Raw genomic sequence first — 24031 nt, 5'->3', positions numbered from 1 at the left:
ATCAGGCGGCCTTGCGCCGATCAGCCCAGGCGATCAGCTCCTTGCGGGGCCAGATCATCAGCCATGACCGGGCAGTGTATTCCCCGCTGTCGATCAGCGCCTTGCGCGACGCCGACGCCGTCGCCGCCCGTTCGGTATGGATCTCGCCGGGTCCTTGATGGACCATGAAGGCGCCGCCCTTCAGCGGGTTCAGGCGCAGGTGCGCAAGTCGCGGGCTGATCTCGGTCAGGGGCGGGTCGTAGAACCAGCTGGAGCCGATCATGCCGGCCAGTTCCGGCCGTGCGCGGCACAGCTCCGCCGCCGTGGCCCAGGCCTCGTTCCAGCCATCCTCGTTGAAGCCCCTCAGCCAGCGGCTTTCGGTATGAACCTCCAGCCACGGCTCGCGCTTGGCGCCCGCCGCCAGATAGCGGAACAGCGGCTTGAGGCCCCAGCCGTCGCGGACGTGTTTGACGATCTGGCCCGGCCCGACCGGCGACGACAGGTCGATCACCTGACTTTTCGCGCCCGGCACGCTGAGCGCCAGGGTGAAGCGGACGTCCTTGGACCAGTGGTCGAAAACGTAGTCGCCCTCGGCCTTGTCCAGAAACCCCGCCAACTGTTCGATCCAGTAGGGATAGAGGGCCATGACCTCGGCTGGCAGGCTCATCGCCGCTGCCCGGTCGGGCAGTTGCAGCGCCCAGGCGGCGACCAAACCCCGACGCACATTGTCCGATACATCAGCGCCCAACAGCGCATCCACCGCCTTGGCCGGCATTTCGAAGTCCCAATGCGGCGCGGCCTCGGCGGCCTTTTGCGCGGCCGGGATTGCGGCGGCATCCACGCGCGAGCGGTCGTCAGGGGACAACCGCGCCAGCACGGCATGGAAGGCGGCGACGTCGGGGGTCAGATGCATATCCATGATCGCATCATGACACGGCGCGGTTGGCGAACCTTTAAAGCGCGCCGAACGGGTGACGCCGCCCTTGCCCCGCGCTAAACCGCGCCCAGATAAACAGGAGCCCCCATGAGCATCGAAGCCCGCATCGCCGAACTCGGCCTCACCCTGCCGGAACCCGCCAAGCCGGTGGCCAGCTATGTCTCCTATGTCCGTTCGGGCGAACAGGTCACCATCTCGGGCCAGCTGTCGAACGACGCGAACGGCGGGATCAAGGGCACGGTTGGCGTGGACGTGACGCCGGAGCAGGCGCTGGAAGCCGCGCGTCTCTGCGGTCTGAACCTGATCGCCCAGATCAAGGCCGCCTGCGATGGCGATCTGGACCGGGTGGTCCGCATCGTGAAACTGGGCGGCTTCGTTCAGGCCGGCCCCGACTTCACCGCCATTCCCGCCGTCATCAACGGCTGCTCGGACATGATGGTCGAGGTCTTCGGCGACGCAGGCAAGCACGCCCGCTCGGCCGTCGGCGTGTACAAGCTGCCGCTCGGCTTCGCCGTCGAGATCGATGCGATCGTGGAGATCCGCTGATCTTTCAGATCTCGGTTCACGAAGGGATCGCCGACATCGGCCAAGAGGCCTGGGACGCGTGCGCGCTGCCCACCGGCGATCCCTTTGTGTCCTACGATTTTCTGCACGCGTGCGAGGCATCGGGCAGCGCCGCGCCGCGCCAGGGCTGGGCCCCGCGCCACTTGGCCCTGAGGGGTGAAGACAACGCGGTGCTGGGCGTCATGCCTCTCTATCTGAAGGGCAACAGCCAGGGCGAATATGTCTTCGACCACAGCTGGGCCGACGCTTACGAACGGGCCGGCGGCCGGTATTATCCAAAGCTGCTGGGCGCCGTGCCCTTTACGCCCGCGACCGGCCCGCGCTTCCTGAACCATCCCGAGACCGACGCCGCGACGGTGCGTCAGGCCCTGATCCAGGGGGCGGTGACCCTGGTCGAACGGCTGGGCGTCTCCTCCCTGCACGTCAACTTCCCGACCGAAACCGACTGGTCCGCCATGACCGAGGCGGACCTGCTGCCGCGCCAGGACATCCAGTTTATCTGGCGCAATAACGGCTACCGGACCTTCGACGATTTCCTGGCCGCCCTGTCGGCCAACCGCCGCAAGACCATCAAGCGCGAGCGCCGAGACGCCCAGGCCGATCTGGATATCCGCGTCCTGACCGGCGCCGACATCACTGAAGCCCACTGGGACGCCTTCTTCGCCGTCTACATGGACACCGGCTCGCGCAAATGGGGCCGGCCCTATCTGACGCGCGACTTCTTCAGTCGCATCGGCGCGACCATGGCCGAGCGGATCGCCTTGGTGATGGCGTTTCGGGACGAGACGCCCATCGCCGGCGCGCTGAACTTCATCGGCCGCGACGCACTCTACGGCCGCCAATGGGGCACGCTGGAAGACGTGCCCTTCCTGCATTTCGAGCTTTGCTATTATCAGGCCATCGACTTCGCCATTTCGCGCGGCCTGTCTCGCGTCGAAGCCGGGGCCCAAGGCGACCACAAGATCGCGCGCGGCTACCTGCCCTCCCCGGTCTATTCCGCCCATTTCATCGCCGACCCCGCCCTGCGCGATCCCGTCGCCCGCTATCTGGACGGCGAACGCCCGGCTGTCGCAGCGCAGATGCGGGCGATGACCGAAGAACTGTCGCCCTACAAGCAGGCATAGAAAAAGGCCCGGCTGCTGCCAGCCGGGCCTTTCGCCATCACCTTTTTAAGGATCAGGCCGTCTCTTCTTCCTCGGCCTTCGCGGGCGCGCTGGCGCTCGTGATGTCGAAGTCGATCTTGCCGTCCCTCAGCTGGACCCTGACGTGTCCGCCGCGCGTCAGGCGGCCGAACAGGATGTCGTCGGCCAGCGGCTTCTTGATCGAGTCCTGGATGACCCGCGCCAGCGGACGCGCGCCATACAGTTCGTCGAAGCCGTTCTTGGCCAGCCAGTCGGCGGCTTCGTCGGTCAGTTCGATGGTGATGTTGCGGTCCGCCAGCTGGGCTTCCAGCTGCAGGATGAACTTGGTCACCACCGAACGGATCGTATCGGCCTGCAACGGCTTGAAGGCCACGATGGCGTCCAGGCGATTGCGGAACTCCGGCGCGAACAGGCGCTGGATGGCCTTGTCATCCTCGCCCTCGACCTTGCCCCGGCCGAAGCCGATGGAGGCGCGCGCGTTGTCGGCGGCCCCGGCGTTGGTGGTCATGATGAGGATGACGTTCCTGAAATCGACTTTCTTGCCGACCGCGTCGGTCAGCATGCCGTTATCCATCACCTGCAGCAGGATGTTGTAGACATCCGGGTGCGCCTTCTCGATCTCATCCAACAGCACGACGGCGTGCGGATGCTGATCGACGGCGTCAGTCAGAAGCCCGCCCTGGTCGTGGCCGACGTAGCCGGGAGGCGCGCCGATCAGACGGCTGACCGTGTGGCGCTCCATATATTCCGACATGTCGAAACGCTGCATCTCGATGCCCAATGTGGCGGCGAGCTGCTTGGCGACCTCGGTCTTGCCGACGCCGGTCGGGCCGCTGAACAGGAAGCTGCCGATCGGCTTGTTCGGATCGCGAAGACCTGCCCGCGCCAGCTTCATGGCCGCCGACACCTGTTCGATGGCCTGCTCCTGGCCAAAGACCGCACGCTTCAGATCGGTTTCCAGCTCGCGCAGGCTTTCCGTGTCGGACTTGGACACAGACTTGGCCGGAATGCGGGCCATCTTGGCGATGACGGCCTCGACTTCCTTCTGACCGATGACCTTCTTCCTCTTGGATTCGGTCAGCAGCATCTGCGACGCCCCGGCCTCGTCGATTACGTCGATCGCCTTGTCCGGCAGTTTGCGGTCGGTCATGTAGCGCGCCGACAGTTCCACCGCCGTGCGCACGGCGCTGTCGGTATAGCGGACCTTGTGGTGCTGCTCGTAGTAGGTCTTCAGGCCCTTCAGGATCTTCACCGTATCCTCGACCGTCGGCTCGTTGACGTCGATCTTCTGGAAGCGACGCACCAGGGCGCGGTCCTTTTCGAAGTGCTGGCGATATTCCTTGTAGGTCGTTGATCCCATGCAGCGCAGCGTGCCGGACGCAAGGGCCGGTTTCAGCAGGTTCGAGGCATCCATCGCCCCCCCCGAGGTCGCGCCGGCGCCGATCACCGTGTGAATCTCGTCGATGAAGAGCACGGCGTTGTCGTGGTTCTCCAGTTCCTTGACCACCTGCTTCAGGCGTTCCTCGAAGTCGCCGCGATAGCGAGTGCCGGCCAGCAACGCGCCCATATCGAGCGAATAGATGGTGGCGTCCTTCAGGACGTCGGGCACTTCGCCGTTGACGATCTTGCGGGCCAGACCTTCGGCGATGGCGGTCTTGCCGACGCCGGGGTCGCCCACCAGAAGCGGGTTGTTCTTGGTCCGACGGCACAGGATCTGGATCGAGCGATCCACCTCGGCCTGCCGACCGATCAGGGGATCGACCTTGCCTTGGCGCGACTTCTCGTTGAGGTCGACGCAATAGGCTTCCAGCGCCTCGCCGCCCTGTTTGACGGCGGAAGCATCCTCGGCCTCTTCGGGCGAAGCGCCCTTGGCCGGGCGCGCCTCGTTGGCGCCCGCCTTCTTGGCGATGCCATGGGCGATGAAGTTGACCGCGTCATAGCGCGTCATGTCCTGCTCTTGCAGGAAGTAGGCGGCGTGGCTCTCGCGCTCGGAGAAGATGGCGACCAGGACGTTGGCGCCGGACACTTCCTCGCGGCCGGACGACTGGACGTGGATCACCGCGCGCTGGATCACGCGCTGGAAGCCGGCGGTCGGCTTGGCGTCCTCGCCGTCGCTGGTGGCCAGGGCGGCCAGGTCGTTGTCGACATAGAGGGTCAACGCCGCTTTCAACGCCGACAGATCGACGTTGCAGGCCTGCATGACGCCGGTCGCATCGGGATCGTCGATCAGCGCGAGCAGCAGGTGCTCAAGCGTCGCATACTCGTGCCTGCGCGCATTGGCGTATCCCACCGCGCGGTGCAGGGTTTCTTCGAGAGGACGGGAAAATGAAGGCATAGGGAGGCTCCTCTCAGTCCTTTTCCATCGTGCATTGCAAAGGGTGCTGGTGGCGCCGCGCCGTCTCGATGACCTGCGCGACCTTGGTCTCGGCGACTTCGTAGGTGAAGACGCCGCAGACGCCGACGCCATGCTGATGCACATGCAGCATGATGCGGGTGGCCTCTTCCCGGCTCTTTTGGAAGAACCGCTCCAGCACATAAACGACGAATTCCATCGGCGAATAGTCGTCGTTCAGAATCAGCACTCGATAGAGCGAGGGCTTTTGCAGCTTCGGCTTTGTTTCGGTGACGACGGCGGTTCCTTGACCGCCGCCGGTCTCACCGGGCCTTTGTATGGGCATTCGTGTTCCGTAATCGGGGAGTCGTCTTGACTCTCAGATAGGGAATGATGGCCTGAATTGAAGCGGCGTCCAGTCACGGCTTTCGTGAAGGGCGTCTGACAAAGATTTCACGTGATCGCAGGCGGTCAACGGCTCAGGTTGAGCGCCTCAGTTGAACAGCTCCCGATCGCCATGCCCGCAGCCCTCGTCGCCGCCCTTTCGCTCGCCGCCCTCTCCCAGCCTACGCCGCTGGAAACCGCCGTCATGGCGGCTGACGCGAAACTTTTCGCCGTCTTCTTCGAAGGCTGCGACCCGGCTGGGCTTCGGGCCATGCTGACCGACGATTTCGAGTTTTTCGACGACCGCGGCGGACGCGTGGCCACCGACGCCGACGGCTTTGTCGCGCAATACGCCGTGCGCTGTCAGGACCGTAGCGCGCCCGAAGCCTGGCGGTCCCGGCGCGAGGCCCTGCGGGACGGTCTGGCCGTCTATCCCATCAACAACTACGGCGCGGTCGAAACGGGCGAGCACGTCTTCTACGAACGCCAGGGCGACGGACCCGAAACCCGCGTCGGACGCGCCCGCTTCACGCAGATGTGGAAACAGGAGGGAGCCGAGTGGAAGCTGGCGCGGGTCTTCAGCTACGACCATTCCGCCCTGCCCTGACAGCAAAGAGGCCCCGGAGCGAACTCCAGGGCCTTCTCGATTCTTCTGGCGGTTCGCGGGATTAGCGAGCGGCCTGGAAGGTTTCGACCGAGGCGGTGACGCGCTCGTTGATCGGCTTGATGCTGTCCTTGACCGTGGCGGTGACGATCTCGTTCGTCTTGGTCAGCTCGGCGACATAGCGCTCCATCGACTTCTTGGCCCAGGCGGTCTGGAGCTCGAAGAACTCCTGTACCGAACGGGCGGTCGACAGTTCCTTGGAGGCGGCGACGCCGTCTTCCCACGAGGACTTGGCGAAACCCAGCGCCTGTTGCGACAGGGCCTCGGCACCCTTCTGGGCCACGGTGACCGACTCGACCATGGCTTCCAGGGTCTTCTTGCTGTGCGCGTTCAGTTCGGCCATCGAGGCCGTCGACTTGTCGATGCCTTCACGGAAGGCCTGCGTGCCAGCAGCCTGCATGGATTCGGCTTGCGCCTTGACCTTGGCGGCGGCCGAGGTCGCAGCGGCGGTGGCTTGGTCGGCGGTTTTCTTCACGGTTTCAGCGGCGTCGGCCATGATCGTCTCTCCGGTAGAAGGTCCTTTGGAACGGACCTGAGGGCGGAAATAATGACGCGAGAGGATCTCGCAGACCCACAATATGCTGCAAGTGCGAAGATTTTTCAAGCGTTTTGTGCAATGCACAATATGATCGACGATAACCTTGATCGACCGGTCAAATTTGCGTTGACGCGCGGTTAACCACCACGAAACCCCCGCTTCCTATGCTAGCTGTTTATTCGTGACGGCCGGGGGGCCTGTCGCACCCTGCTCACCGAGGGGTTGTCCCGCCCATGATCGCTTTTCTCCGCCGTGGCCTGTTCGCCGTCCTCGCGCTTTCGCTGGTTCTGGGCGCGAACGTCAGGCCGATCGAGGCCCAGACCGCCTACTCGGCCCAGGAGAACAGCCGCTACGCCGCCATCGTGATCGACGCCGCCACGGGCGAGGTTCTGTTCGCGCGGAACGCCGACAGCCGCCGCTATCCAGCGTCGCTGACCAAGATGATGACGCTGTATCTGACGTTCGAGGCGCTGTCTCAGGGCAAGGCCAATGTGAACGACGTGCTGACGATCTCGCCGCGCGCCGCCTCCCAGCCGCCGTCAAAACTGGGCCTGGCCGCCGGTCAGACCATCACCCTGGACAACGCCATGCGCGCCACCGCCGTGCGGTCCGCCAACGACATGGCCCTGGCCATCGGCGAGCACATCGGCGGATCGGAAGCCCGCTTCACCAATATGATGACGCAGAAGGCCGCGCAGCTAGGCATGACCCAGACGCGCTACTACACCGCAAACGGCCTGCCGGACGCACGTCAGGTGACCTCCGCGCGCGACCAAGCCATTCTGGCGCGCGCGATCATGCGCGATTTCCCTCAGTACTACAGTTATTTCGGCCTTCACGACTGGGCCTACAACGGCCGCAACTATCGCAACACCAACGGCCTGCTGCCGACAGGGCGCGGCTATGACGGGATGAAGACCGGCTACACCAACGCCTCGGGCTACAACCTCGCCGCCTCGGCCGTGCGTGACGGGCGACGCCTGATCACCGTGGTCCTGGGCGGCCGTTCGACCGCCAGCCGCAACGCCCACGTCGCCGAACTCATGGACACCGGCTTCGAGGTCGAGCGCCGCCGCGCCCAGGGCGAGCGGATCCAGGTGGCGCAGACCTTCTTCGAGCAGCGCGGGTTCGGCGTCGGGTCGGCAATCGCCGACGCCCCGATCGCCTATGCTTCGCTCAATGACGACGAGGACGGCGTCGGCGCGGAATCCACCGCTGTCGCCTATACGGCCGCACCGGCGCCCGCCGCCCTGCCGACCCGCGTCGCCCCTGCCCCGTCAGAGCGCGCAGCCAGCCAGCGGGCCGCCGCGACGCTGCCGCCCACTGGTTCGGCGCCGGCCGCCTCTGCCCCTCCCCGTGCACCCCGCAATGTCACCGCTTCGCTGAACGGCGCGCCGGCCAATGCTGCTGTCGCGCCGTCTACCACGCCCCGTCGCTCGGCGTCGTCCGCAACGCGGGAACCCGCCCGAGCCGCACCCAGAACGCCGGCCGGTCGCTGGGCAGTGCAGGTCGGCGCCTTCCGCGAGGAAAAGGTGGCGACCGACTGGCTGACCGAGGTCAACCGCCGCTTCCGCGATCAGTTCGCCACCGCCGAACGCAACGTCCAGACCGCCGGCGACTGGTATCGCTCGCGCTTTGTCGGCTTGACCGAAACCGGGGCAAAGTCCGCCTGCGAGGCGCTGGCCGCGCGTCGCGTGACCTGCATGGTCATCGGCCCCGACTGAACCAAAACCGCTAGAACAAATGTTCTTGCTTTGTTCTATCTGATGTCGCATCGTCCTTCCCATGGAAACCGCCAAGGGAAGAGGCGCGCGTTCGAATGCCAGCGGCCGCTACGAGCCTGAGCAGCATCAGTCGTTCGATGACGGCTGGACGCAAGACGACGCCGAGGCCGCGCCTCTGCGCACCACCCTCACCCCTGAACACGCCCGCACCATCATCGCCCGGAACGACAGTCCGGACATCGGCTTCGACCGCTCCATCAACCCGTACAAAGGTTGCGAACATGGCTGCATCTACTGCTACGCCCGTCCGTCCCATGCCTGGATGGGCCTATCCCCGGGCCTGGATTTCGAGAGCCGGATCTTCTTCAAGCCCCAGGCCGCAAGTTTGCTGGAACAGGCGTTCCTCGCACCCCGATACCGATGCAAGCGCATCCATATAGGCGGCAACACCGACCCCTATCAGCCGGTTGAACGTGATCTGAAGTCGACGCGCTCGATCCTGGAGGTCATGCAAAGATTCAGGCATCCGTTCAGCATCATCACCAAGTCGGTGTTGATCGCGCGCGATGCCGACATTCTGGGCCCGATGGGCAAGGCGGGGCTGGCCTCGGCCTTCGTCTCCATCACCACCCTGGATCGTGGGCTGGCGCGGGCGATGGAGCCGCGCGCCTCCACCCCCGCCAAGCGGCTGGAGGCGATCAGCCGCCTGGCGGACGCCGGTTGTCCTGTCGGAGTCGGTTTCGCCCCCGTCATTCCCGGTCTGAACGACCACGAACTGGAAGCCATACTGGAAGCCGCCGCCAAGGCCGGGGCGACGCGGGCCATGTATGTCACCCTGCGTCTGCCGCTTGAGATCAAGGATCTGTTTCGGGAATGGCTGGCCGACGCCCGCCCGGATCGCGCCGCGCGCGTCATGTCCCTGATCCGCCAGACACGCGGGGGCAAGGATTATGACGCCGACTGGTCTCAGCGGATGAAGGGAACCGGCCCTGTCGCCGAACTGATCGGAACCCGGTTCAAGGCCGCCGTCAAACGCTACGGCCTCGACACGCCGCACCGCCTGCTGGACGAAACCCAGTTCCGCGTGCCAGCAGATGCCCGGCCTCAGATGGACCTCTTCGATCCGCCGCTCGACAAGATTGCCTGATCAACCGCCTTCGGTTTAGCGTCGCAGATCCTTGGGGGATGTCATGATCAAACGTCTGTCGGCGACCGCTGCCGCCATTGGCCTGTCCACCATCCTGGCCGGCTGCCTAACCGTCAGTGTGCCTGAAGGGCAGTTCTTCTATCCCGACACGCGGGGTAAGGCGGAGAAGCTGATTTTGGCCCCCGGCCCTGCCATTCCTGGGGCTGAAGTCCTGTCACTGCCTTTTGCGGGAGGCGCTGTCGCTGCAACCCGCGTGCGGACGGGACGCGCCGACGCGCCGCTGATCCTGTATTGCGGGGGCAATCTGTTCAGGCGTGGTGTTTCGGGCGCGCAGGTTGCGGCCGAACTCGCGCCGTTCGGCGATGTGCTGATGTTCGACTATCCCGGCTCCGGCGATACGCCGGGGCAGGCCAGCTTCGCGACCTACAGGAATGCAGGCGAGGTCATCGCGGCGACCGCCCGCGCCCAGGCCGACGCCGAAGGCCGCAGGCTGATTGCCTGGGGGCATTCCCTGGGCGGTCCGATCTGCGCCGAGGCCGCGCGCGTCATCCGCGCCGACGCCCTGGTGCTGGAGGCGACCACGCCGACAGCCCGCGCCGCCGTTGATTCCATGGTGGGTCTGTGGCGGCCGATCGTCCGCGTTCAGTTGGCCGAGCCTCTGACGACAGTGGATGTGCCCGCGACGCTGGACGGCTATTCAGGCAAGGTCGTCGTGCTGGAAGCCTCTCGCGACACGACCCTGCCGCCCGTACTCAGCCGCAAACTTGCTCATGATCTTCGGGCGAGAGGCGTGAACGTTGAGCGTCTTGTGTTCGCGAGAGCGGACCACGGCGACATCCCCTCGCAGCCGGATTTCGCCACTCGCGTCGGCCCTGCTCTGAATTAGTCGTCCGCCGCCTAAGGATCGATGGCGCGCGTGACCAGATCGCGCCAGGTGGGGTCAGTGTCATCGACCAGATCGACATCCTCCATCAAGGCCACCGCGCCCTCCCCATCCGGCAGGATCAGACCCAGTATTTCCATCTCCTCGCCATCGGCGCCGAGATGGCTTTCGGCCTGAACCGCCACCGCCGCCTGTTCGCCGTTCTCTTCCCACCAGATGACCGGCTGAGGCAAATCCATGACGATGGGACGCGGATCGTCGGTTTCGCCCAAGGCGAACACCGCACGTCTCGCCTGAACGTCGTCCAGCGTCGCCACAGCGCCCGTGAACGGCTTCAGCCGCATCCAGTCGTCGGCGTCGAAACCGCCGCCGTCCTCTTCGTTCGTGTCGTCCAAGGTCATCGTTTGAAAACCCCCACCAGTTCGACGTGCGACGACCACAGGAATTGATCCACTGGGGTCACCGTCTCCAACGTAAAACCGGCGTCGATCAGCACCCGCGCATCACGCGCAAAGGTCTGAGGGTTGCACGATACGCCCACGACGACGCCGGCCTTGGTGTCCGCGATCTGAGCCGTCTGGTCGATCGCGCCGGCCCGCGGCGGATCGAACACGATGGCGTCGCATCCCTTCAGGTCATAAGGATTCATCGGCCGACGAAACAGATCGCGCGCCTCGGCCGTTATGGCCTTCATCCCTTTGGCCGAACCGACGGCGGCCTTCAGCGCATCGATGCCGGGCTTGGACGCGTCCGCTGCGATCACCGGCGCGACCGTGGCCAAGGGGAAGGTGAAGGTCCCGGCGCCGCAGAACAGATCGGCGATCTTCTTGGCGCCCTTCACCGCCGTCAGCGCGCGAGACACCATCGCCGCCTCGGCCTGAGGGACCGCCTGCAGAAATCCACCCGCCGGCAGGGCCACGGTGGCAGGGCCGAACCCCACCTTGGGTTGGCGCGCCATCACCAGGGTGTCGCCCGCCAGGCTCAGGCGCGCCAGATCGGCCCGGTGCGCCGCCTCGATGGCCTTCATCTGCGCGTCGGCCGACAGGCCTCCGCCCGAGCGCCGTTCGACCCCGGTCACATCCACATCCAGCCCCGACAGCGTCCAGGTGACGTGCAGGGTCGGCGCGGACTTAGGATGTTCGAAAAAGGCGGCCGCGGCCTGGGTCAGCGCCGGAATGGCCGCCACGATCCGGGGATCGGCGACCGGACAGGCCTTCACCTCGACCAGCCGCCAGGAGCGGCGCGCCTTGAAGCCCAGCACGACCCGTCCATCCTGGGTGCGACGGGCATGAAGCGCAAGGCGGCGACGACTGGCCGGCGGAGTCGCCACCGTCGCCTCGATCTCGGTCTCGATCCGCTCGCGCGCCAGGGCCAGTCGCACCTGTTCTCGCTTCCAGTCCAGATACGGCCCCTCGGACCAATGCTGAAGCGAGCAGCCGCCACAATCGCCATACTGGGGCGAGACCGGTACGATCCGGTCGGGGCTGGGCGTGATGATTTCGACCTCTTCCAGCCGCCCGTCCACGACCACGCCGCGCACCGTTTCGCCGGGCAAGGTCAGGCCGGCGAACATCGGGCCGGACGGCGTCTGGGCGACGCCGTCGCCCTGGCCGCCGACGCGGTCGATGGTGAAGATCTCCATCGGCCGGCTTCTAGCCGGGCGTCCCCTTTCGCTCAAGCCACGCGGCCGTATCGGCGACCGGATGGACATGAACGAAGATGAACGAACCGATCAATCGCCGTTCAGCTTCGCCGTCGTAAATCTTGGTGCAACGAGACACGAGGCTTTGCCGTTAACGTTTGACGGAAAACCGTTCGGTCCTCAGAGGGTTGGAAAATGCGTCTCACGAAAACATCGATCGCCGCCGTCGCCGCCCTGGCGTTCGGCGTCACGGCCGCCCCGCTTACGGCGTCGGCCCAGAACTATTACGGCAACGGCTACAGCCAGAACTACGGCACGGGCGCCTACAGCCGCTCGTATGATTACAACAGCGGCCGCTACTACGATCCTTGCGCGCGTGAGCGCCAAGGTCGCACCGGTGCCGGCGCGGTGATCGGTGGCGGCGCGGGCGCCGTCATCGGCTCGCAACTGGCCGCACGCGGCCGTCGCACCGAAGGCAGCATCCTGGGCGGCGTGCTCGGTGCCGTCGTGGGGTCTCAGGTCGGTCGGTCCAGCTCGGACGCCTGCCGCAGCTATCAAAGCAGCTATGGCTCAAACGGCTACTACGCCCAGGGCTACAGCCAACCGAGCTATGGCTACTACGATGATCGCTACACCGGCGACCAAGGCTATCGCTACGACGACTATGATCGTCGCGATGACTATGCCTACAGCCGTGGCGGCTACTACGACGACCGCTCGCGCCCGGTCGACTCCTATCAGAATTCAGACGGATGCCGTCTGGCCGAAAGCCAGATCCGTCTGCCCGATGGTCGCACGGACACCCGCTACGTCCGCACCTGCCCCGACCAGTACGGCCGCTATCGCGTCGTCGATTAATTTTCAGCCCCCCTGTCGATCGACGACGTGACGGAGCCGCCGGAGGAGTAATCCTCCGGCGGTTTCTCTTTGTTTCAGGGGCTATCGGCCGTTGGCCTACTTGAGCCCAGCCTTGAAGCTATCGGCCTTAAGGCTTGGGCTTGGTCAACCCGGCTTCTTCGCCCAAAGCAGGAACTCGACGTTGCCGTCGCCGCCGGTGATCGGGCTTTCGGTCGTCGCTTGCACCGCCCAGCCCAGCGCTTCCAGCCAGTCGCGCACGCGCTCTACAGCGGCCGCATGCGCCGCCGCATCCTTGATCACGCCCTTCTTGCCGCCGCCCGGGCCATCGGCTTCGAACTGCGGCTTGACCAGGGTGACCAGATCCGCGCCAGGCGTCGCCAGATCGAGCGCGACTGGAAGCACTTTGATCAGGCTGATGAAACTGGCGTCGCAGACGACCAGTGAGGGCGGCTGCGGGATCAGTTCTGCCGTCAGGTCGCGTGCATCGGTGCGCTCCAGATTGATCACGCGTGGATCGGATGACACCCGTGCGTGCATCTGGCCAAAGCCGACGTCGACGGCGAACACCTTTGCCGCGCCGCGGTTTAGCAAAACCTCGGTAAAACCGCCGGTCGAAGCGCCGACATCCAGCGCCACCCTGCCCTTCACGAGGACGGGCCACAGGGTCAGCGCGTGGTCCAGCTTCAGCGCGCCACGCCCGACCCAAGGGTGGGCGGCTTGGGCCTCCAGCGCGATGTCGTCCGCGAACTGTTCGGACGCCTTCCGCACGATCACGCCGTCGGCCAGAACCAGCCCCGCCTCGATTGCGGCGCGCGCTTGCGAGCGGCTGTCGAACAGGCCGCGTGCGACCAGAAGCTGATCAATCCGCGTCTTCACGGCCTTGCTTTCATCAGGGCGTCAAAGCGAAGCCAGACGCGCCAGCGCCGCCTGCAGCTTGACCTTGCCCGCCTCGGCCTCGGCCAGCTTGGCGCGCTGTTCGTCGACGACCTCCGGCGCGGCGCGAGAGACGAAGTTGGGGTTGCCCAGCTTCTTGTTCACGTGGCCGATGTCGCTATCGAAGGCGGCGATCTCCTTCTCCAGACGGGCCCGTTCGGCGGTCAGATCAATGATGCCCGCCAAGGACAAGGCGATGGTCGACCCGCCGGACACGAAGGTGACAGCCCCTGTCGGCGCCGCGTCGGCCGAGTCGACCTCGGACACACGACCCAGGGTCAGGATCAGATCGCGATGGCGGGCGATCCGCTCGGCCGTCACGTCATCGGGCGCGACAAAGGCCAGCGGCGGCTTGGCCGACGGCGGCACGTTCATTTCGGCGCGCAGACCGCGAATCTCACCGACCAGATCGACCAGCCAGCCGATCTCAGCTTCGGCCGAGGCGTCGATGAAGGCGTCCGGCAGCACCGGCCATTCGGCGCCGATCAGCAGACCGTGGCGGGCCGGACCTTCCTTGCCCAGTTCGGCCCACAGCTCCTCGGTGATGAAGGGCATGACCGGGTGCAGCAGCTTCAGCGTCTGATCCAGCGTCCAGGCCGTCATCGCCCGGGTTTCGGCCTTGGCGGCTTCATCGGCGCCGTTGAACACCGGCTTGGCCAGTTCCAGATACCAGTCGCAGAAGACGTTCCAGACGAAGCGGTACAGCGCGCCCGCCGCATCGTCGAACCGGCCGCCTTCGATGGCTTGCGACACCGCGCGTTCGGCCTTGGTCAGCTCGCCGCGGATCCAGCGGTTGATCGTCTGCTCGACGGTCGCGGGGTCGAAGCCCTCGACGCGGCGCGCCTCGTTCATCTGACTGAAGCGGGCGGCATTCCACAGCTTGGTGCCGAAGTTGCGGTAACCCTCGATCCGCTGCTTCGACAGCTTGATGTCCCGCGTGCCGGACAGGATGGCCATGGTGAAGCGCAGCGGATCGGCGCCCAGCTCGTCGATGATGCCCAAGGGATCGATGACGTTCCCCTTGGACTTGCTCATCTTCTGGCCTTTCTCGTCGCGGACGAGGCCGTTGATGATGACGCGCTTGAACGGAACCTCGCCCATGAAGTGCTGGCCCATCATCATCATACGGGCGACCCAGAAGAAGATGATGTCCGCCGCCGTGACCAGGTCGCTGGTCGGATAGAACCGCTCCAGATCCTGGGTCTTCTCGGGCCAACCCATGGTCGAGAAGGGCCACAGGGCCGAGGAGAACCAGGTATCCAGAACGTCCTCGTCCTGGGTCAGGGCGACCTCGGAATCATAGTCGGCCATCGCCTGTTCGCGAGCGTCCTCTTCCGTTTCGGCGACATAGATTTCGCCGTTCGGGCCGTACCAGGCGGGAATGCGGTGGCCCCACCAGAGCTGGCGCGAAATGCACCAAGGCTCGATGTTGCGCAGCCATTCGAAATAGATCTTCTCGTACGACTTGGGCTCGAACACCGTATCGCCCTGCTCCACCGCCTTCATCGCCGGCTGGGCCAGGACCTTGGCATCGACGTACCACTGGTCGGTTAGGAGAGGCTCGATCACGACACCGGAACGATCGCCGTGCGGCACGACATGCTTGGTCTTCTCGATCTCGCGAAGCCAGCCCTCTTCCTCGGCCCGGGCGACGATCATCTTGCGAGCCGCAAAACGATCTAGGCCGCGCATGTCTTCAGGGATGCGATCAAAGCCCGTTTCGCCAGCGCTATCCTCATCCGCCAAGGACACGCCGTCGGAGTCCGGAGCGCGATGTCCCCATTCGAACTCGTCAAACACTGACGACTTCAATCGACCAAACTTGTCCATGATGCTGATTGCAGGCAGGCCTTGGCGCTTCCCGACACCAAAATCATTGAAATCATGGGCCGGCGTGATCTTCACCGCGCCCGAACCCTTGGTCGGATCGGCATAGTCGTCCGCGACGATGGGGATGCGACGGCCGGTGATCGGCAGGGTCACGAACTTGCCGACCAGGCCGGCATACCGCTCATCATCCGGATGCACCGCCACGCCGGTGTCGCCCAGCATGGTCTCGGGCCGGGTCGTGGCGACGACGATGAAGTCGCGCGTCTCGAACTCGGTCGCCTTGCCGTCCTCGTCAAAGGCGACCGGATGCTCATAGGTGACGCCGTCGGCGAGCGGATAAGCGAAATGCCAGTAGGCGCCGTCCACCTCGCGCTGCTCGACCTCCAGGTCCGAGATGGCGGTCTGGAAATGTGGGTCCCAGTTCACCAGCCGCTTGTCGCGATAGATCAGGCCTTCGTTGTGCAGTTGCACGAAGACCTTGCGGACGGCGGCGTTCAGCCCCTCGTCCAGGGTGAACCGCTCTCGGGACCAGTCGCACGATGCGCCGAGACGGCGCAGTTGACGCACGATGGTCCCGCCGCTTTCGGCCTTCCATTCCCAGATCTTCTCGATGAAGGCGTCGCGGCCCATGTCGCGCCTGCCGACATTGCCGCCGGCGGCCAGCTGACGCTCGACCACCATCTGGGTGGCGATGCCGGCGTGGTCCGTGCCCGGCAGCCAAAGCACCGCCTTGCCCTTCATCCGGTGATAGCGGGCCAGGATGTCCTGCAGCGTATTGTTCAGCGCATGGCCGATATGCAGGCTGCCCGTCACGTTCGGCGGCGGAATGACGATCGAATAGGCCTCGGCGGCGCCGTCGGTGCGGGGCGCGAACAGGCCGCTCTCTTCCCACTGGGCGTAAAGGCGGGGCTCGGCGGCCCGGGGTTCGAAGGTCTTCTCAAGCATCGGAATAGGTCTTTTGCAAAATGCGAAAGGGCGGCCCCTTCAGGAGCCGCCCCTCGGATTAGTCTGGGCTGAAGCGAAGGGCTAGGCGCTGCGCGCGATGCGTTCGACTTCCTTTTGTACCGCCGCCTGGACAATGCCGGGCAGATTGTTGTCCAGCCAGTCCTTCAGCAGCGGGCGCAGCATCTCGGCGACCATGGCCTCGACCGTGTTGCCGCTGACGAAGGGCAGGTCGCCCGAGGCCGACGGAGCCGGCTCAGGCTTCTTGAAGCTGGCGGCCAGGCCCGCAAAGGCCGAGGCCGCGCTGGCGGCGGCGCTGTCGCCGACCAGAGTGTCATAGGCCGGGGCCGGCTCGGGAGCCGATTCGTAAGCCGGCGCGGGTTCAGGCTCGGGCTGATAGGGCGCGGGCGAATGCTCGACCACGTCCAGGTCGCCGATGGTCTCGGCCGGCGCTTCATAGCGGTCGGTCAGTTCCAGCACGTCGTCTTCGACGGCGGCGGGTTCCGGCGTCGGCTCGACCGGGGCGGCGAAGACGGTTTCGGCCGCGATCGGTTCGGGAACCGGCTCAGGCGTGGCTTCCGGCGTCGCGGCCGCCGGCGTCTCGGCCGGGGCCTCGTCTTCGGAGATGATCCGGCGAATCGACGCCAGAATCTCTTCCATGGTCGGTTCCTGGGCGGACTGATCGGTCATGGCGCAACCTTGGGCGAGGCCTGGGTAGAAGGGATGGGCGCCGAACGACGGACCGCTCGAAACCTGTGCCTTGTCGTCGCATCTTCGCCCGTCGGAATCAACGGGCGGTTTCCGTCCGTATTCGACGCGGTCAGTTCTGCGGCACCGTGCGCACGACCTCGCCTTTGAGCTGAGCGTCGATCGGCGCGTCGGCGGTGTCCGGCGTGGTCACGATCGGCGGCGAGGCCACGCGGTCCAGGGTCTCGATCACGCCGTCCCACGGCAGGCCGCCGCGTCCCTTGACCTGGTCGTAGTTCGCAGCCGGATCATAGGCCTCGATCGTCGGGTTCAGCGCCGGGCCTTCCAACTGGCCCATGGCGGCCAGCAGCGAGGCGCGGGCGACATATTCCGCGGCGCGGGCGCTGGCGACTGAAGTTTGGGCGTTCCGCAGCGCCAGTTCCTGATTCAGCACGTCCAGCGTGGTGCGCAGGCCGACCTGGGCTTCCTGGCGCACGCCTTCGGCCGCGACCGATGCGGCGCGAACCGCTTCTGTGCCGGCGGCGACCGTGGCGCGGGTCGACAGCACTTGGGCGTAGGCCGAGCTGACGTTCTGAAGCACGGTGCGGCGCTCGCCCTCGATGCCGATCTGGGCCGCGTTGGCGCGCTCCAAAGCCTGCGCGACACGCGAGCGATTCAGACCGCCGGTGAAGAGCGGCACGGACAGGGTGGCGCCGGCGGTGAAGCTGCGGCGATCGGCCAGTTCGCCCAGGTCGCCCAGATCATTGGTCGATCCGCCATAGGAGGCGGTAGCGCGCACCGACGGCAGATATTCCGAACGGGCGGCGGCGACGGCGGCCTCGGCGCTTTGCAGTTGATAGGTCGCAGCAAGGACAGCAGGGTTGCGCTGCAAGGCCATCTCGATGGCGACGTCGAAGTCGCTGGGAACCTCCGGCAGAACCGGTGCGGCCTCCAGATCGGCCGGCGACTGGCCGACGACGGCGGCATAGGCGGCGCGCGACGTGGACAACTGGGCCTGGGCGTTCGCCAGGTCGGCTTCGGACTGCGCCTGCGAGGCTTCGGCCTGGGCCACGTCGGTGCGGGTGATCTCACCGACTTCAAAACGGGCGCTGGTTTCTTCCAGCTGGCGTTGCAGCACCGTCAGGTTCTCCTGGCGGATACGCAGGATTTCCATGTCGCGGGTGACGTTCACATAGGCCTGGATCACCGACAGCATGACCGACTGTTCGATCTCACGCAGGTTCTCGCGGCCGGCTAGGACGCTGGCGCGCGCCTGGTCGATGGCGCGCGAAGTGCGACCAGCGGTCCAGACGTTCTGGCTGACGCTGACGCCGACATTGGCGCCTTCGGTTTCGGACGATGAGGTCGTGACCTGGGTATCAGGTATGCCGTCGCCGTTCGTATCGACGAACTGGGTCACGGCGGGGAAGTCGCTGCGGGTGTAGTCCACGCCGGCCGAGGCGCCGATGGTCGGACGCAGGCCCGACCGCGCCTGAACCACCGTCTCGTCCAGGGCACGCTGGTTGGCGCGCTGGGCCAGCAGGTTGGGGTTGGTCCGATAGGCCAGGGCGATGGCGTCCTGCAGCGTCTCGGCCCAGGCCGGCGCGCCCAGACCGGTCATCATGGCGACCACAGCGGCCGAAGCCAGCACACGCGAGCGTTTCAACATTGTCCGTCCTTGCGTGACGCTCCGAAGAACGCCCGAATGTTTTCTCAAGCGTAACTGCGGCCTGACCGAACCACACGCCAGTTAAGTTTTCTTCACGGTTGCGAACGGGATTTCCGTCGCAACCGCGCGTCTCTTTGGTCTTACAGCGCGAAAGTGGGGGCGGGCTTCAGCTCGGCAAGGACCGCTGGCGACGAATCAAACAGTTCGCGGCGCGACAGGCCTTCGCGCGTCTGAACATACAGGGCCGCCTTGCCGATGGCGCCGCGGCGTTCGACCACGACGATCCGGCCGCCGGGACGCAGGGCCGCGCCCCACGATTCGGGCAGGCTCTCGACGCCGCCTTCGGAAATGATCAGATCCCATCCTTCGCCGGTCGGCTGAGCCAAGGGCGCGACGACCGTATTCACGCCCGCTTCGGACAGGGCCTCGCCGACCACGGCGAAAACGGCGTCGTCAGACTCCTGAGCCGTGACACTGACACCCATACGGGCCAGCACGGCGGCGGCATAGGGCGCGGCGATCGCCAGGGCCTTCTCGCCTTCGCGTGCATCGGCCGCTTGCAGCAGCTTGGCGACGTCGCGCGCCGGCATCAGGCGGCGCTCGCCCGCGATCACCACCGATTCTTCGGAATAGGCGGCGAAGGCGCGATCAGGCGCGCAGAACTTTTCACGCGGCACGGCCATCATGGCCAGGTGAATCGCGCGATCCGTCACGTCGTTCACTCGCACCTGCGAGTCGACCATGGCCTTGCGCTCTGCGGTGAAATCCATCTGTAGGCAGCCTTCAACGATAATCCGGGAGGAAAACTCGCGCGCTTATAGGTCCGTGCGTTGCAGCGGACAATCCGATCTGATAGCGAACGCCCCTCGCGATGACCGCCCCCGAGAAATCGGGGACAAAAGCGGCCTGATGGCGGAGTGGTGACGCAGAGGACTGCAAATCCTTGCACCCGGGTTCGATTCCCGGTCAGGCCTCCATCGCGGTTTTTTAGCTGTTGAAAAACAACCCCTTAGGGGTAAGATTGTCTAACCTTGGCAGGGGTGGTTAGACACGGTTGTTCGCTCTCTGTGCCCGTCTTGACCCGCTCCATAGCCGCGCCAGCAAGGGCTTTTTGAGTCGCCGCACGGGTGTATCGCTCGACCTCTTTGAGCGTCTTGTGGCCGGTGATCGATGCGATTTGGTGGGGCGTGCAGCCTGCCTCAGCCAATCTTCTGGCAGCGGCCTTGCGAATTCCGTGCGCAGTGCGTCCTTCTGGCAACCCTGCCGCTTTTGCGGAGTCAGTGAACCAGTTCCCAAAGCCTCGGGCGGTGTAGGGTTTGCCGTGCTGGGTCGCGATGAAGATCAGTTGGCCGCTGGCGTAGGCCTTGATAGATTCGTCGAGCCGGGGGTGGACGGGGATCTCGAGAGGCTGGCCCGTCTTTTCCTGCCGAACCACAACATGGCCGTCCAGGACGTGCTGAAGACCCATCTGGCGGACATCGCCGGAACGCTGGGCGGTGTAGAGCAGAAGGTCGAAAGCAAGCCTCTCGCGCGTCCCCAGAGGCCACCTGCTTTCGAAGGTCGCAATCTCGGCTTCGGTCCAGGTGTGGTGCCCGTCCGTCCTGTTCTTCACCGGCCTCACGCCGATCGTCGGATCCGCCTTCAGCATGTCCCGCTCGATGGCGAAGCGCATCAGGGCGCGGAAGACCTTGAGAAAGGTGTTAGCGGCGGCGGGGCGGTCGGCTCGATTGTCGACCCACTTGCGCACGTGGGCGCTGGTGATCTTTCCGACCGGCAGGCCGCCGGCTGTGTCGCGAAAGCGCTCGATGATGTTGCGATAGGTCTTCTGCGTGACCGGCGCCAAGCGTTTGAAGTCGGCCGAGGCGTAGTAGGCAACGGCTACGGCGCTGAGACTGCCGGGCACTGTCCGTTTTTCACCGATCGCGACTTTCTTCGCTGCGTCGGCCGCGCTGTACCAAGTCCACCAGGCCTCAGTCCCAAAAAGCTCGCGGGTCTGGCTCTGGGGCATCCCTGGGCGCCGAAACCGCCAGCGGAGTACGCCGTGCCGGTCCCTATAGGCCGAGACGTAGGCGGGTTTCTTCACGCAACCTGATCCCAGGGATTGTCTTCCTCGACATGGGGCAGGTTCGAAAAGGCGGCGTCAAGCTCCAGCCGGTCCCAGACGAGTCGGCGGTCGATGGGTCGCGGTGGCGGCATCCGGCCGTCATCAACCATTTCATCGAACTTGCTGACGCCCACACCGATGTAGGCGGCACCCTCGACCCGCGACAGACCACGGGGCGGGCAGCTCATCGGCAAGACGTTGCGGTTGGCGCTCATCCCTCCCCCTTCCCAGCCCGAAGCCTGACGATCTCAGCCATGGCGAAGCGCATGACGGCGGCCTCATTGCCGGCACCCCAGCCCGCAATCTCGGTTCCGGCCTCGGCCATCTTCGAGAGGATGTTTTCGCGCGTCAGGCCTAAACGGTCGAACCGCTGCTGGTCGTGCGCCACATCCCAGGCCGAACGGGATGGGTCCAATACGGTCACGTCGTTCACTGTCCCTCCCCCTTCCCATTGCGGGCGAGGAAGGCGCTGATCTTGGCGAGCCTTCGGTCGATAGAGACGAGCGTTAGAACGACGGCGAACAGCATTAGCGCGATCCCGATCATTTCGGTTCACCTGTCGGGGCGGCGGAGAGCTGGGGATAGTGCGCCCACAAAGCCGCGAGCGAAGTCTCGGCGTCGAAGTGGCTGATGAAAACGCCGCCGTGTTCGATCCAGCGGTGGCGGTGCTGGGGCCAGTCATCAATCAGAACGTCGCCGGGCTTAGCATGGGCGCGCTTGTCCGATGACCGGCAAGTGATGACCGGAACGCCGGGGAAGTGTTCATGCGCCCATGCGACCTTCTGCGCTTCGGCCCAGTTGCCACGAGGGCATCCGGTCAAGATGGTGGGGTTCAGGTGTTTGACGCCCTCGTAGAGCGCACGGGCGTCGGGCATGAGGGGAAGGTTGCGGTAGAAGTCGCCCTTGGCCTCTAACTCGCGCCAGAACTGCTCCGACCCCATGCGCTTCTCATATTCGCGCGGGTTCATGCCGAAATAGGCCTCAGCGTAGGTGTCGAAGTCTGCCAGCACCCCGTCGCAATCCAGGAAGATATGAGGCCACCCGTTCCCTTCCGGCAGCGGCGATGCGGGGGCGGCGGCGATCATGTCGCGCCATAAACCAATCAGCGGACCATAGTTGCTCAGCGTCAGTAGGGGCATAAGCGCCTCCCTACCATTCACGAGCATCGCCTCAGTCGGCTCCACAGGCACCAAGCGCAGCGCATCGGTAGGGGTCTGGGTCATTTGATCTCTCCGGCATAGTGGACCGACATCAGGCCCTTGATGTCCGCGATGAACTCGTCAGCATCAGACAGGCGGATGATGATCCAGGAGTCAGGGCGGTGACGGCTTCCGCTGATGGTCAGCGTCTTGCCTTCTAGTTCCAGTTTCCATTCGCGAATGGTCTGGCCTGAAGCATCGTCGGCATCACGGAGAATGCGCTCAACAGTGATTTTGCTGCTCACTTCTGTGTCTCCTGCTGTAGGGCGGCGCGTGATTTTGTGGTAAAGTTCGAGGTCTCAGCGCGCTCTAACGCTGCTGAAACCTCTAACCTTGACGATCTCGGAAGGATCGAAATGGCTATCACGGAAAATACTCCTGAGCTGACAGCGGAACAAGCCCGCGCTTTGCTTCGATATGAACCCGACACCGGGCGACTGTTCTGGCGAGAGAGGGCACGTGATACGTGCCACTCAGAAAACTCATGGCTTAGATGGAACACATTATACTCTGGGGCCGAAGCGTTCACGAGTATTGATGGCAATGGTTACAAGCATGGACGCATCCTCGGTACGAAGCAGAAAGCCCACCGGGTCATTTGGCTGATGCAGACCGGTCGATTCCCAGAAGACCAGATTGATCACATCAACGGAGTGCGCGCTGACAACCGATTGGAAAATCTTCGCGCGGTTACGAATGCCGAGAACCAAAGAAACAAGTCTCTTCAGCGGGACAACAGCAGCGGGTCAAATGGCGTTAGCTGGAGCAAAACTCGGAACAGGTGGATGGCCTACATCAACATCAATGGGCGCATGAAAAATCTTGGGCGCTTCAAGACTATTGAAGAAGCAATCCAGGCTCGCAGCGAGGCCTCTAAACTGCACGGGTACAGCCTAGGCCATGGGCGTTCCCCCCAAGCTTAGTACTTGTTGAGCGAGCCTATCCGCTCGGGCTTCGGCTGCGGTGGCGCGGTCGGTGTGATAACCGACGAGAAACTGCTCGCGGTTCTCTGTGATCGCGCGACTGAAGATCAGACCCGCAATCACGTCGGCTACGGCGCTTCCTTTGTGGGCTTCAAAGATTGGTTTCACCGTTGCCGGATGAAGGTGCTTGATCGACGGCACCTCGCCGGATGGCGTGTATTGGTCGTCGCCAATCACGGTTTTCCACCAGATGCTTTCGCCTGCGACCTGGTCCCGCTCAGCCTCCAACTGCGCGATCCTGGCTTGAGCGGACGCGGCGGTGACGAGGGATTCGCAGGTCACGTCGGGGATGTGCTGCTGGGCCTCTTGGTAGTTCCAGACTCCATCTGTCCGGAACCTCCACCGCCAAGCCACCACTTCCAGCCCCGCAGCTTCGGAGGTTTGGGAGGGGGCGGTCATTGGACTGGGCCTTTTCTCAGAGCCTCAACACGCAACCGGCGCGCACATCCCTGCTGCTGTTCTTCGATTTCAGCCTCTGCCGCAGCCAACGCATCGACAACACGCTGAGCGTCCCGACGTTTGCGCGTGTGATGAGCGGGGATTTCTCTATATCGCTGATCGGGGCTGTGACGCTGAATATGGCGCTTCACGGTCAGCAGTGCGTGGATCAATCCAGACCGAGTTGCAATCATTTGATCCAGCGCGTCGCGCGTCATCAAAGGAACTCCTGCTTCGTCCATTTCTGCCGCGACTTGTCGATCGGTTCGGTTGTCCATCACTTCTTCTCCCCTTCCTTCGCGGCGGTCGATTTCAGGGCGGCTCTTGCAAACGTGAGGTCCGAAAGTCCCGTCGCTCCCGGCAACCGCTCGATGTAAGCCCCGTGGTTCTTGACGATGCGGGCAAGCGCCTCCCGCACCCTGTCGGCCTCCCCGGCGGGGGTCGGGGATGGG

26 protein-coding genes and 1 tRNA gene are annotated in these 24031 nt (G+C 64.8%); 9 read left to right on the top strand and 18 right to left on the bottom strand.

Translation table 11 applies throughout. The features are described from left to right. Position 1: 1 nt before the first annotated feature. Positions 2-898: a hypothetical protein gene (locus GGC30_RS09505; RefSeq protein WP_153923625.1), complete on the bottom strand. Its 897-nt coding sequence runs from the start codon at positions 896-898 to the stop codon at positions 2-4. A 105-nt stretch (positions 899-1003) separates the two neighbouring features. Here GGC30_RS09505 and GGC30_RS09500 point away from each other — a divergent pair, with 105 nt between their 5' ends. Both GGC30_RS09500 and GGC30_RS09495 read left to right on the top strand, forming a co-directional pair. Continuing rightward, positions 1004-1462, top strand: a complete 459-nt coding sequence (locus GGC30_RS09500) for a RidA family protein (RefSeq protein WP_153923624.1) — start codon at positions 1004-1006, stop codon at positions 1460-1462. Continuing rightward, positions 1459-2604, top strand: coding sequence for a GNAT family N-acetyltransferase (locus GGC30_RS09495; RefSeq protein ID WP_153923623.1), 1146 nt, complete (start codon positions 1459-1461; stop codon positions 2602-2604). The genes GGC30_RS09500 and GGC30_RS09495 overlap by 4 nt, the downstream gene beginning before the upstream one ends. Before the next feature lie 52 nt (positions 2605-2656). On the opposite strand, the gene clpA is transcribed toward GGC30_RS09495, so the two are convergent. Further along, entirely contained in the window at positions 2657-4957 is a 2301-nt protein-coding gene (gene clpA / locus GGC30_RS09490) for an ATP-dependent Clp protease ATP-binding subunit ClpA (RefSeq protein ID WP_153923622.1), read from the bottom strand. A gap of 13 nt (positions 4958-4970) precedes the next feature. Beyond that, complete coding sequence (gene clpS / locus GGC30_RS09485) at positions 4971-5300, bottom strand: ATP-dependent Clp protease adapter ClpS (protein WP_017504641.1); 330 nt, start codon at positions 5298-5300, stop codon at positions 4971-4973. A gap of 171 nt (positions 5301-5471) precedes the next feature. On the opposite strand from clpS, the gene GGC30_RS09480 reads away from it, so the two are divergent. Further along, entirely contained in the window at positions 5472-5945 is a 474-nt protein-coding gene (locus tag GGC30_RS09480; protein WP_153923621.1) for a nuclear transport factor 2 family protein, read from the top strand. A gap of 61 nt (positions 5946-6006) precedes the next feature. On the opposite strand, the gene GGC30_RS09475 is transcribed toward GGC30_RS09480, so the two are convergent. After that, positions 6007-6498 carry a phasin family protein gene (locus GGC30_RS09475; protein WP_153923620.1) on the bottom strand — a complete coding sequence of 164 codons (492 nt, stop codon included), beginning with the start codon at positions 6496-6498 and terminating at the stop codon, positions 6007-6009. Positions 6499-6773: 275 nt separating this feature from the next. On the opposite strand from GGC30_RS09475, the gene GGC30_RS09470 reads away from it, so the two are divergent. The 3 genes from GGC30_RS09470 (at position 6774) to GGC30_RS09460 (ending at position 10297) form a co-directional block, all read left to right on the top strand. Beyond that, positions 6774-8264, top strand: coding sequence for a serine hydrolase (locus GGC30_RS09470; RefSeq protein ID WP_153923619.1), 1491 nt, complete (start codon positions 6774-6776; stop codon positions 8262-8264). Between the two features lie 61 nt (positions 8265-8325). Then, on the top strand, positions 8326-9411 hold the full coding sequence (locus tag GGC30_RS09465; RefSeq protein WP_153923618.1) for a PA0069 family radical SAM protein: 1086 nt from the start codon (positions 8326-8328) through the stop codon (positions 9409-9411). Positions 9412-9454: 43 nt separating this feature from the next. Beyond that, positions 9455-10297 (top strand): S9 family peptidase, encoded by an 843-nt coding sequence (locus GGC30_RS09460; protein ID WP_153923617.1) that lies wholly within the window; start codon positions 9455-9457, stop codon positions 10295-10297. An 11-nt stretch (positions 10298-10308) separates the two neighbouring features. On the opposite strand, the gene GGC30_RS09455 is transcribed toward GGC30_RS09460, so the two are convergent. Together GGC30_RS09455 and GGC30_RS09450 are read right to left on the bottom strand one after the other, a co-directional pair. Beyond that, positions 10309-10689, bottom strand: a complete 381-nt coding sequence (locus GGC30_RS09455) for a hypothetical protein (RefSeq protein WP_228763691.1) — start codon at positions 10687-10689, stop codon at positions 10309-10311. Between the two features lie 2 nt (positions 10690-10691). Then, the gene (locus GGC30_RS09450; RefSeq protein WP_153923615.1) at positions 10692-11936 is read right to left on the bottom strand and encodes a class I SAM-dependent RNA methyltransferase; all 1245 of its coding nucleotides are present in this window, start codon (positions 11934-11936) and stop codon (positions 10692-10694) included. Positions 11937-12131: 195 nt separating this feature from the next. Here GGC30_RS09450 and GGC30_RS09445 point away from each other — a divergent pair, with 195 nt between their 5' ends. After that, positions 12132-12794 (top strand): glycine zipper 2TM domain-containing protein, encoded by a 663-nt coding sequence (locus tag GGC30_RS09445; RefSeq protein WP_153923614.1) that lies wholly within the window; start codon positions 12132-12134, stop codon positions 12792-12794. A gap of 144 nt (positions 12795-12938) precedes the next feature. On the opposite strand, the gene GGC30_RS09440 is transcribed toward GGC30_RS09445, so the two are convergent. The 5 genes from GGC30_RS09440 to GGC30_RS09420 form a co-directional block, all read right to left on the bottom strand. Continuing rightward, the gene (locus GGC30_RS09440) at positions 12939-13670 is read right to left on the bottom strand and encodes a TlyA family RNA methyltransferase (protein WP_370451936.1); all 732 of its coding nucleotides are present in this window, start codon (positions 13668-13670) and stop codon (positions 12939-12941) included. Between the two features lie 21 nt (positions 13671-13691). Next, positions 13692-16502 carry a valine--tRNA ligase gene (locus GGC30_RS09435; RefSeq protein WP_153923613.1) on the bottom strand — a complete coding sequence of 937 codons (2811 nt, stop codon included), beginning with the start codon at positions 16500-16502 and terminating at the stop codon, positions 13692-13694. 81 nt (positions 16503-16583) lie between these two features. Further along, the gene (locus tag GGC30_RS09430) at positions 16584-17189 is read right to left on the bottom strand and encodes a DUF2497 domain-containing protein (RefSeq protein WP_153923612.1); all 606 of its coding nucleotides are present in this window, start codon (positions 17187-17189) and stop codon (positions 16584-16586) included. A 130-nt stretch (positions 17190-17319) separates the two neighbouring features. Further along, complete coding sequence (locus GGC30_RS09425; protein ID WP_153923611.1) at positions 17320-18855, bottom strand: TolC family outer membrane protein; 1536 nt, start codon at positions 18853-18855, stop codon at positions 17320-17322. Positions 18856-18995: 140 nt separating this feature from the next. Continuing rightward, entirely contained in the window at positions 18996-19625 is a 630-nt protein-coding gene (locus GGC30_RS09420; protein WP_153923610.1) for a protein-L-isoaspartate O-methyltransferase, read from the bottom strand. Positions 19626-19758: 133 nt separating this feature from the next. On the opposite strand from GGC30_RS09420, the gene GGC30_RS09415 reads away from it, so the two are divergent. Beyond that, positions 19759-19832: transfer RNA gene (locus GGC30_RS09415), tRNA-Cys, on the top strand. 32 nt (positions 19833-19864) lie between these two features. Here GGC30_RS09415 and GGC30_RS09410 read toward each other — a convergent pair. The 5 genes from GGC30_RS09410 to GGC30_RS09390 all read right to left on the bottom strand — a co-directional run bounded on the left by GGC30_RS09410 (position 19865) and on the right by GGC30_RS09390 (position 22403). Next, positions 19865-20863 carry a tyrosine-type recombinase/integrase gene (locus GGC30_RS09410; RefSeq protein WP_153923609.1) on the bottom strand — a complete coding sequence of 333 codons (999 nt, stop codon included), beginning with the start codon at positions 20861-20863 and terminating at the stop codon, positions 19865-19867. A 71-nt stretch (positions 20864-20934) separates the two neighbouring features. Next, entirely contained in the window at positions 20935-21174 is a 240-nt protein-coding gene (locus tag GGC30_RS09405) for a hypothetical protein (protein WP_153923608.1), read from the bottom strand. Next, a complete protein-coding gene (locus GGC30_RS09400) occupies positions 21171-21392 on the bottom strand; it encodes a hypothetical protein (protein ID WP_153923607.1) in 222 nt (73 codons plus the stop codon). Before GGC30_RS09400 ends, GGC30_RS09405 begins: the two co-directional genes overlap by 4 nt. Positions 21393-21501: 109 nt before the next feature. Beyond that, a complete protein-coding gene (locus GGC30_RS09395) occupies positions 21502-22182 on the bottom strand; it encodes a hypothetical protein (RefSeq protein WP_228763690.1) in 681 nt (226 codons plus the stop codon). Further along, complete coding sequence (locus tag GGC30_RS09390) at positions 22179-22403, bottom strand: hypothetical protein (RefSeq protein WP_153923606.1); 225 nt, start codon at positions 22401-22403, stop codon at positions 22179-22181. Before GGC30_RS09390 ends, GGC30_RS09395 begins: the two co-directional genes overlap by 4 nt. 111 nt (positions 22404-22514) lie before the next feature. Between GGC30_RS09390 and GGC30_RS09385 the strand changes: the two genes are divergently transcribed. Further along, complete coding sequence (locus GGC30_RS09385) at positions 22515-23081, top strand: HNH endonuclease signature motif containing protein (RefSeq protein WP_153923605.1); 567 nt, start codon at positions 22515-22517, stop codon at positions 23079-23081. Here GGC30_RS09385 and GGC30_RS09380 read toward each other — a convergent pair. After that, positions 23052-23540 carry a hypothetical protein gene (locus tag GGC30_RS09380; RefSeq protein ID WP_153923604.1) on the bottom strand — a complete coding sequence of 163 codons (489 nt, stop codon included), beginning with the start codon at positions 23538-23540 and terminating at the stop codon, positions 23052-23054. The two genes, GGC30_RS09385 and GGC30_RS09380, sit on opposite strands and share 30 nt — an antisense overlap. Then, entirely contained in the window at positions 23537-23857 is a 321-nt protein-coding gene (locus GGC30_RS09375; protein WP_153923603.1) for a hypothetical protein, read from the bottom strand. The genes GGC30_RS09380 and GGC30_RS09375 overlap by 4 nt, the downstream gene beginning before the upstream one ends. Positions 23858-24031 lie beyond the last annotated feature (174 nt).

It is taken from the genome of Brevundimonas sp. SPF441 (assembly GCF_009661015.1).
Classification (GTDB): domain Bacteria; phylum Pseudomonadota; class Alphaproteobacteria; order Caulobacterales; family Caulobacteraceae; genus Brevundimonas; species Brevundimonas vesicularis.
This window is presented reverse-complemented; position numbering and strand designations above follow the sequence as displayed.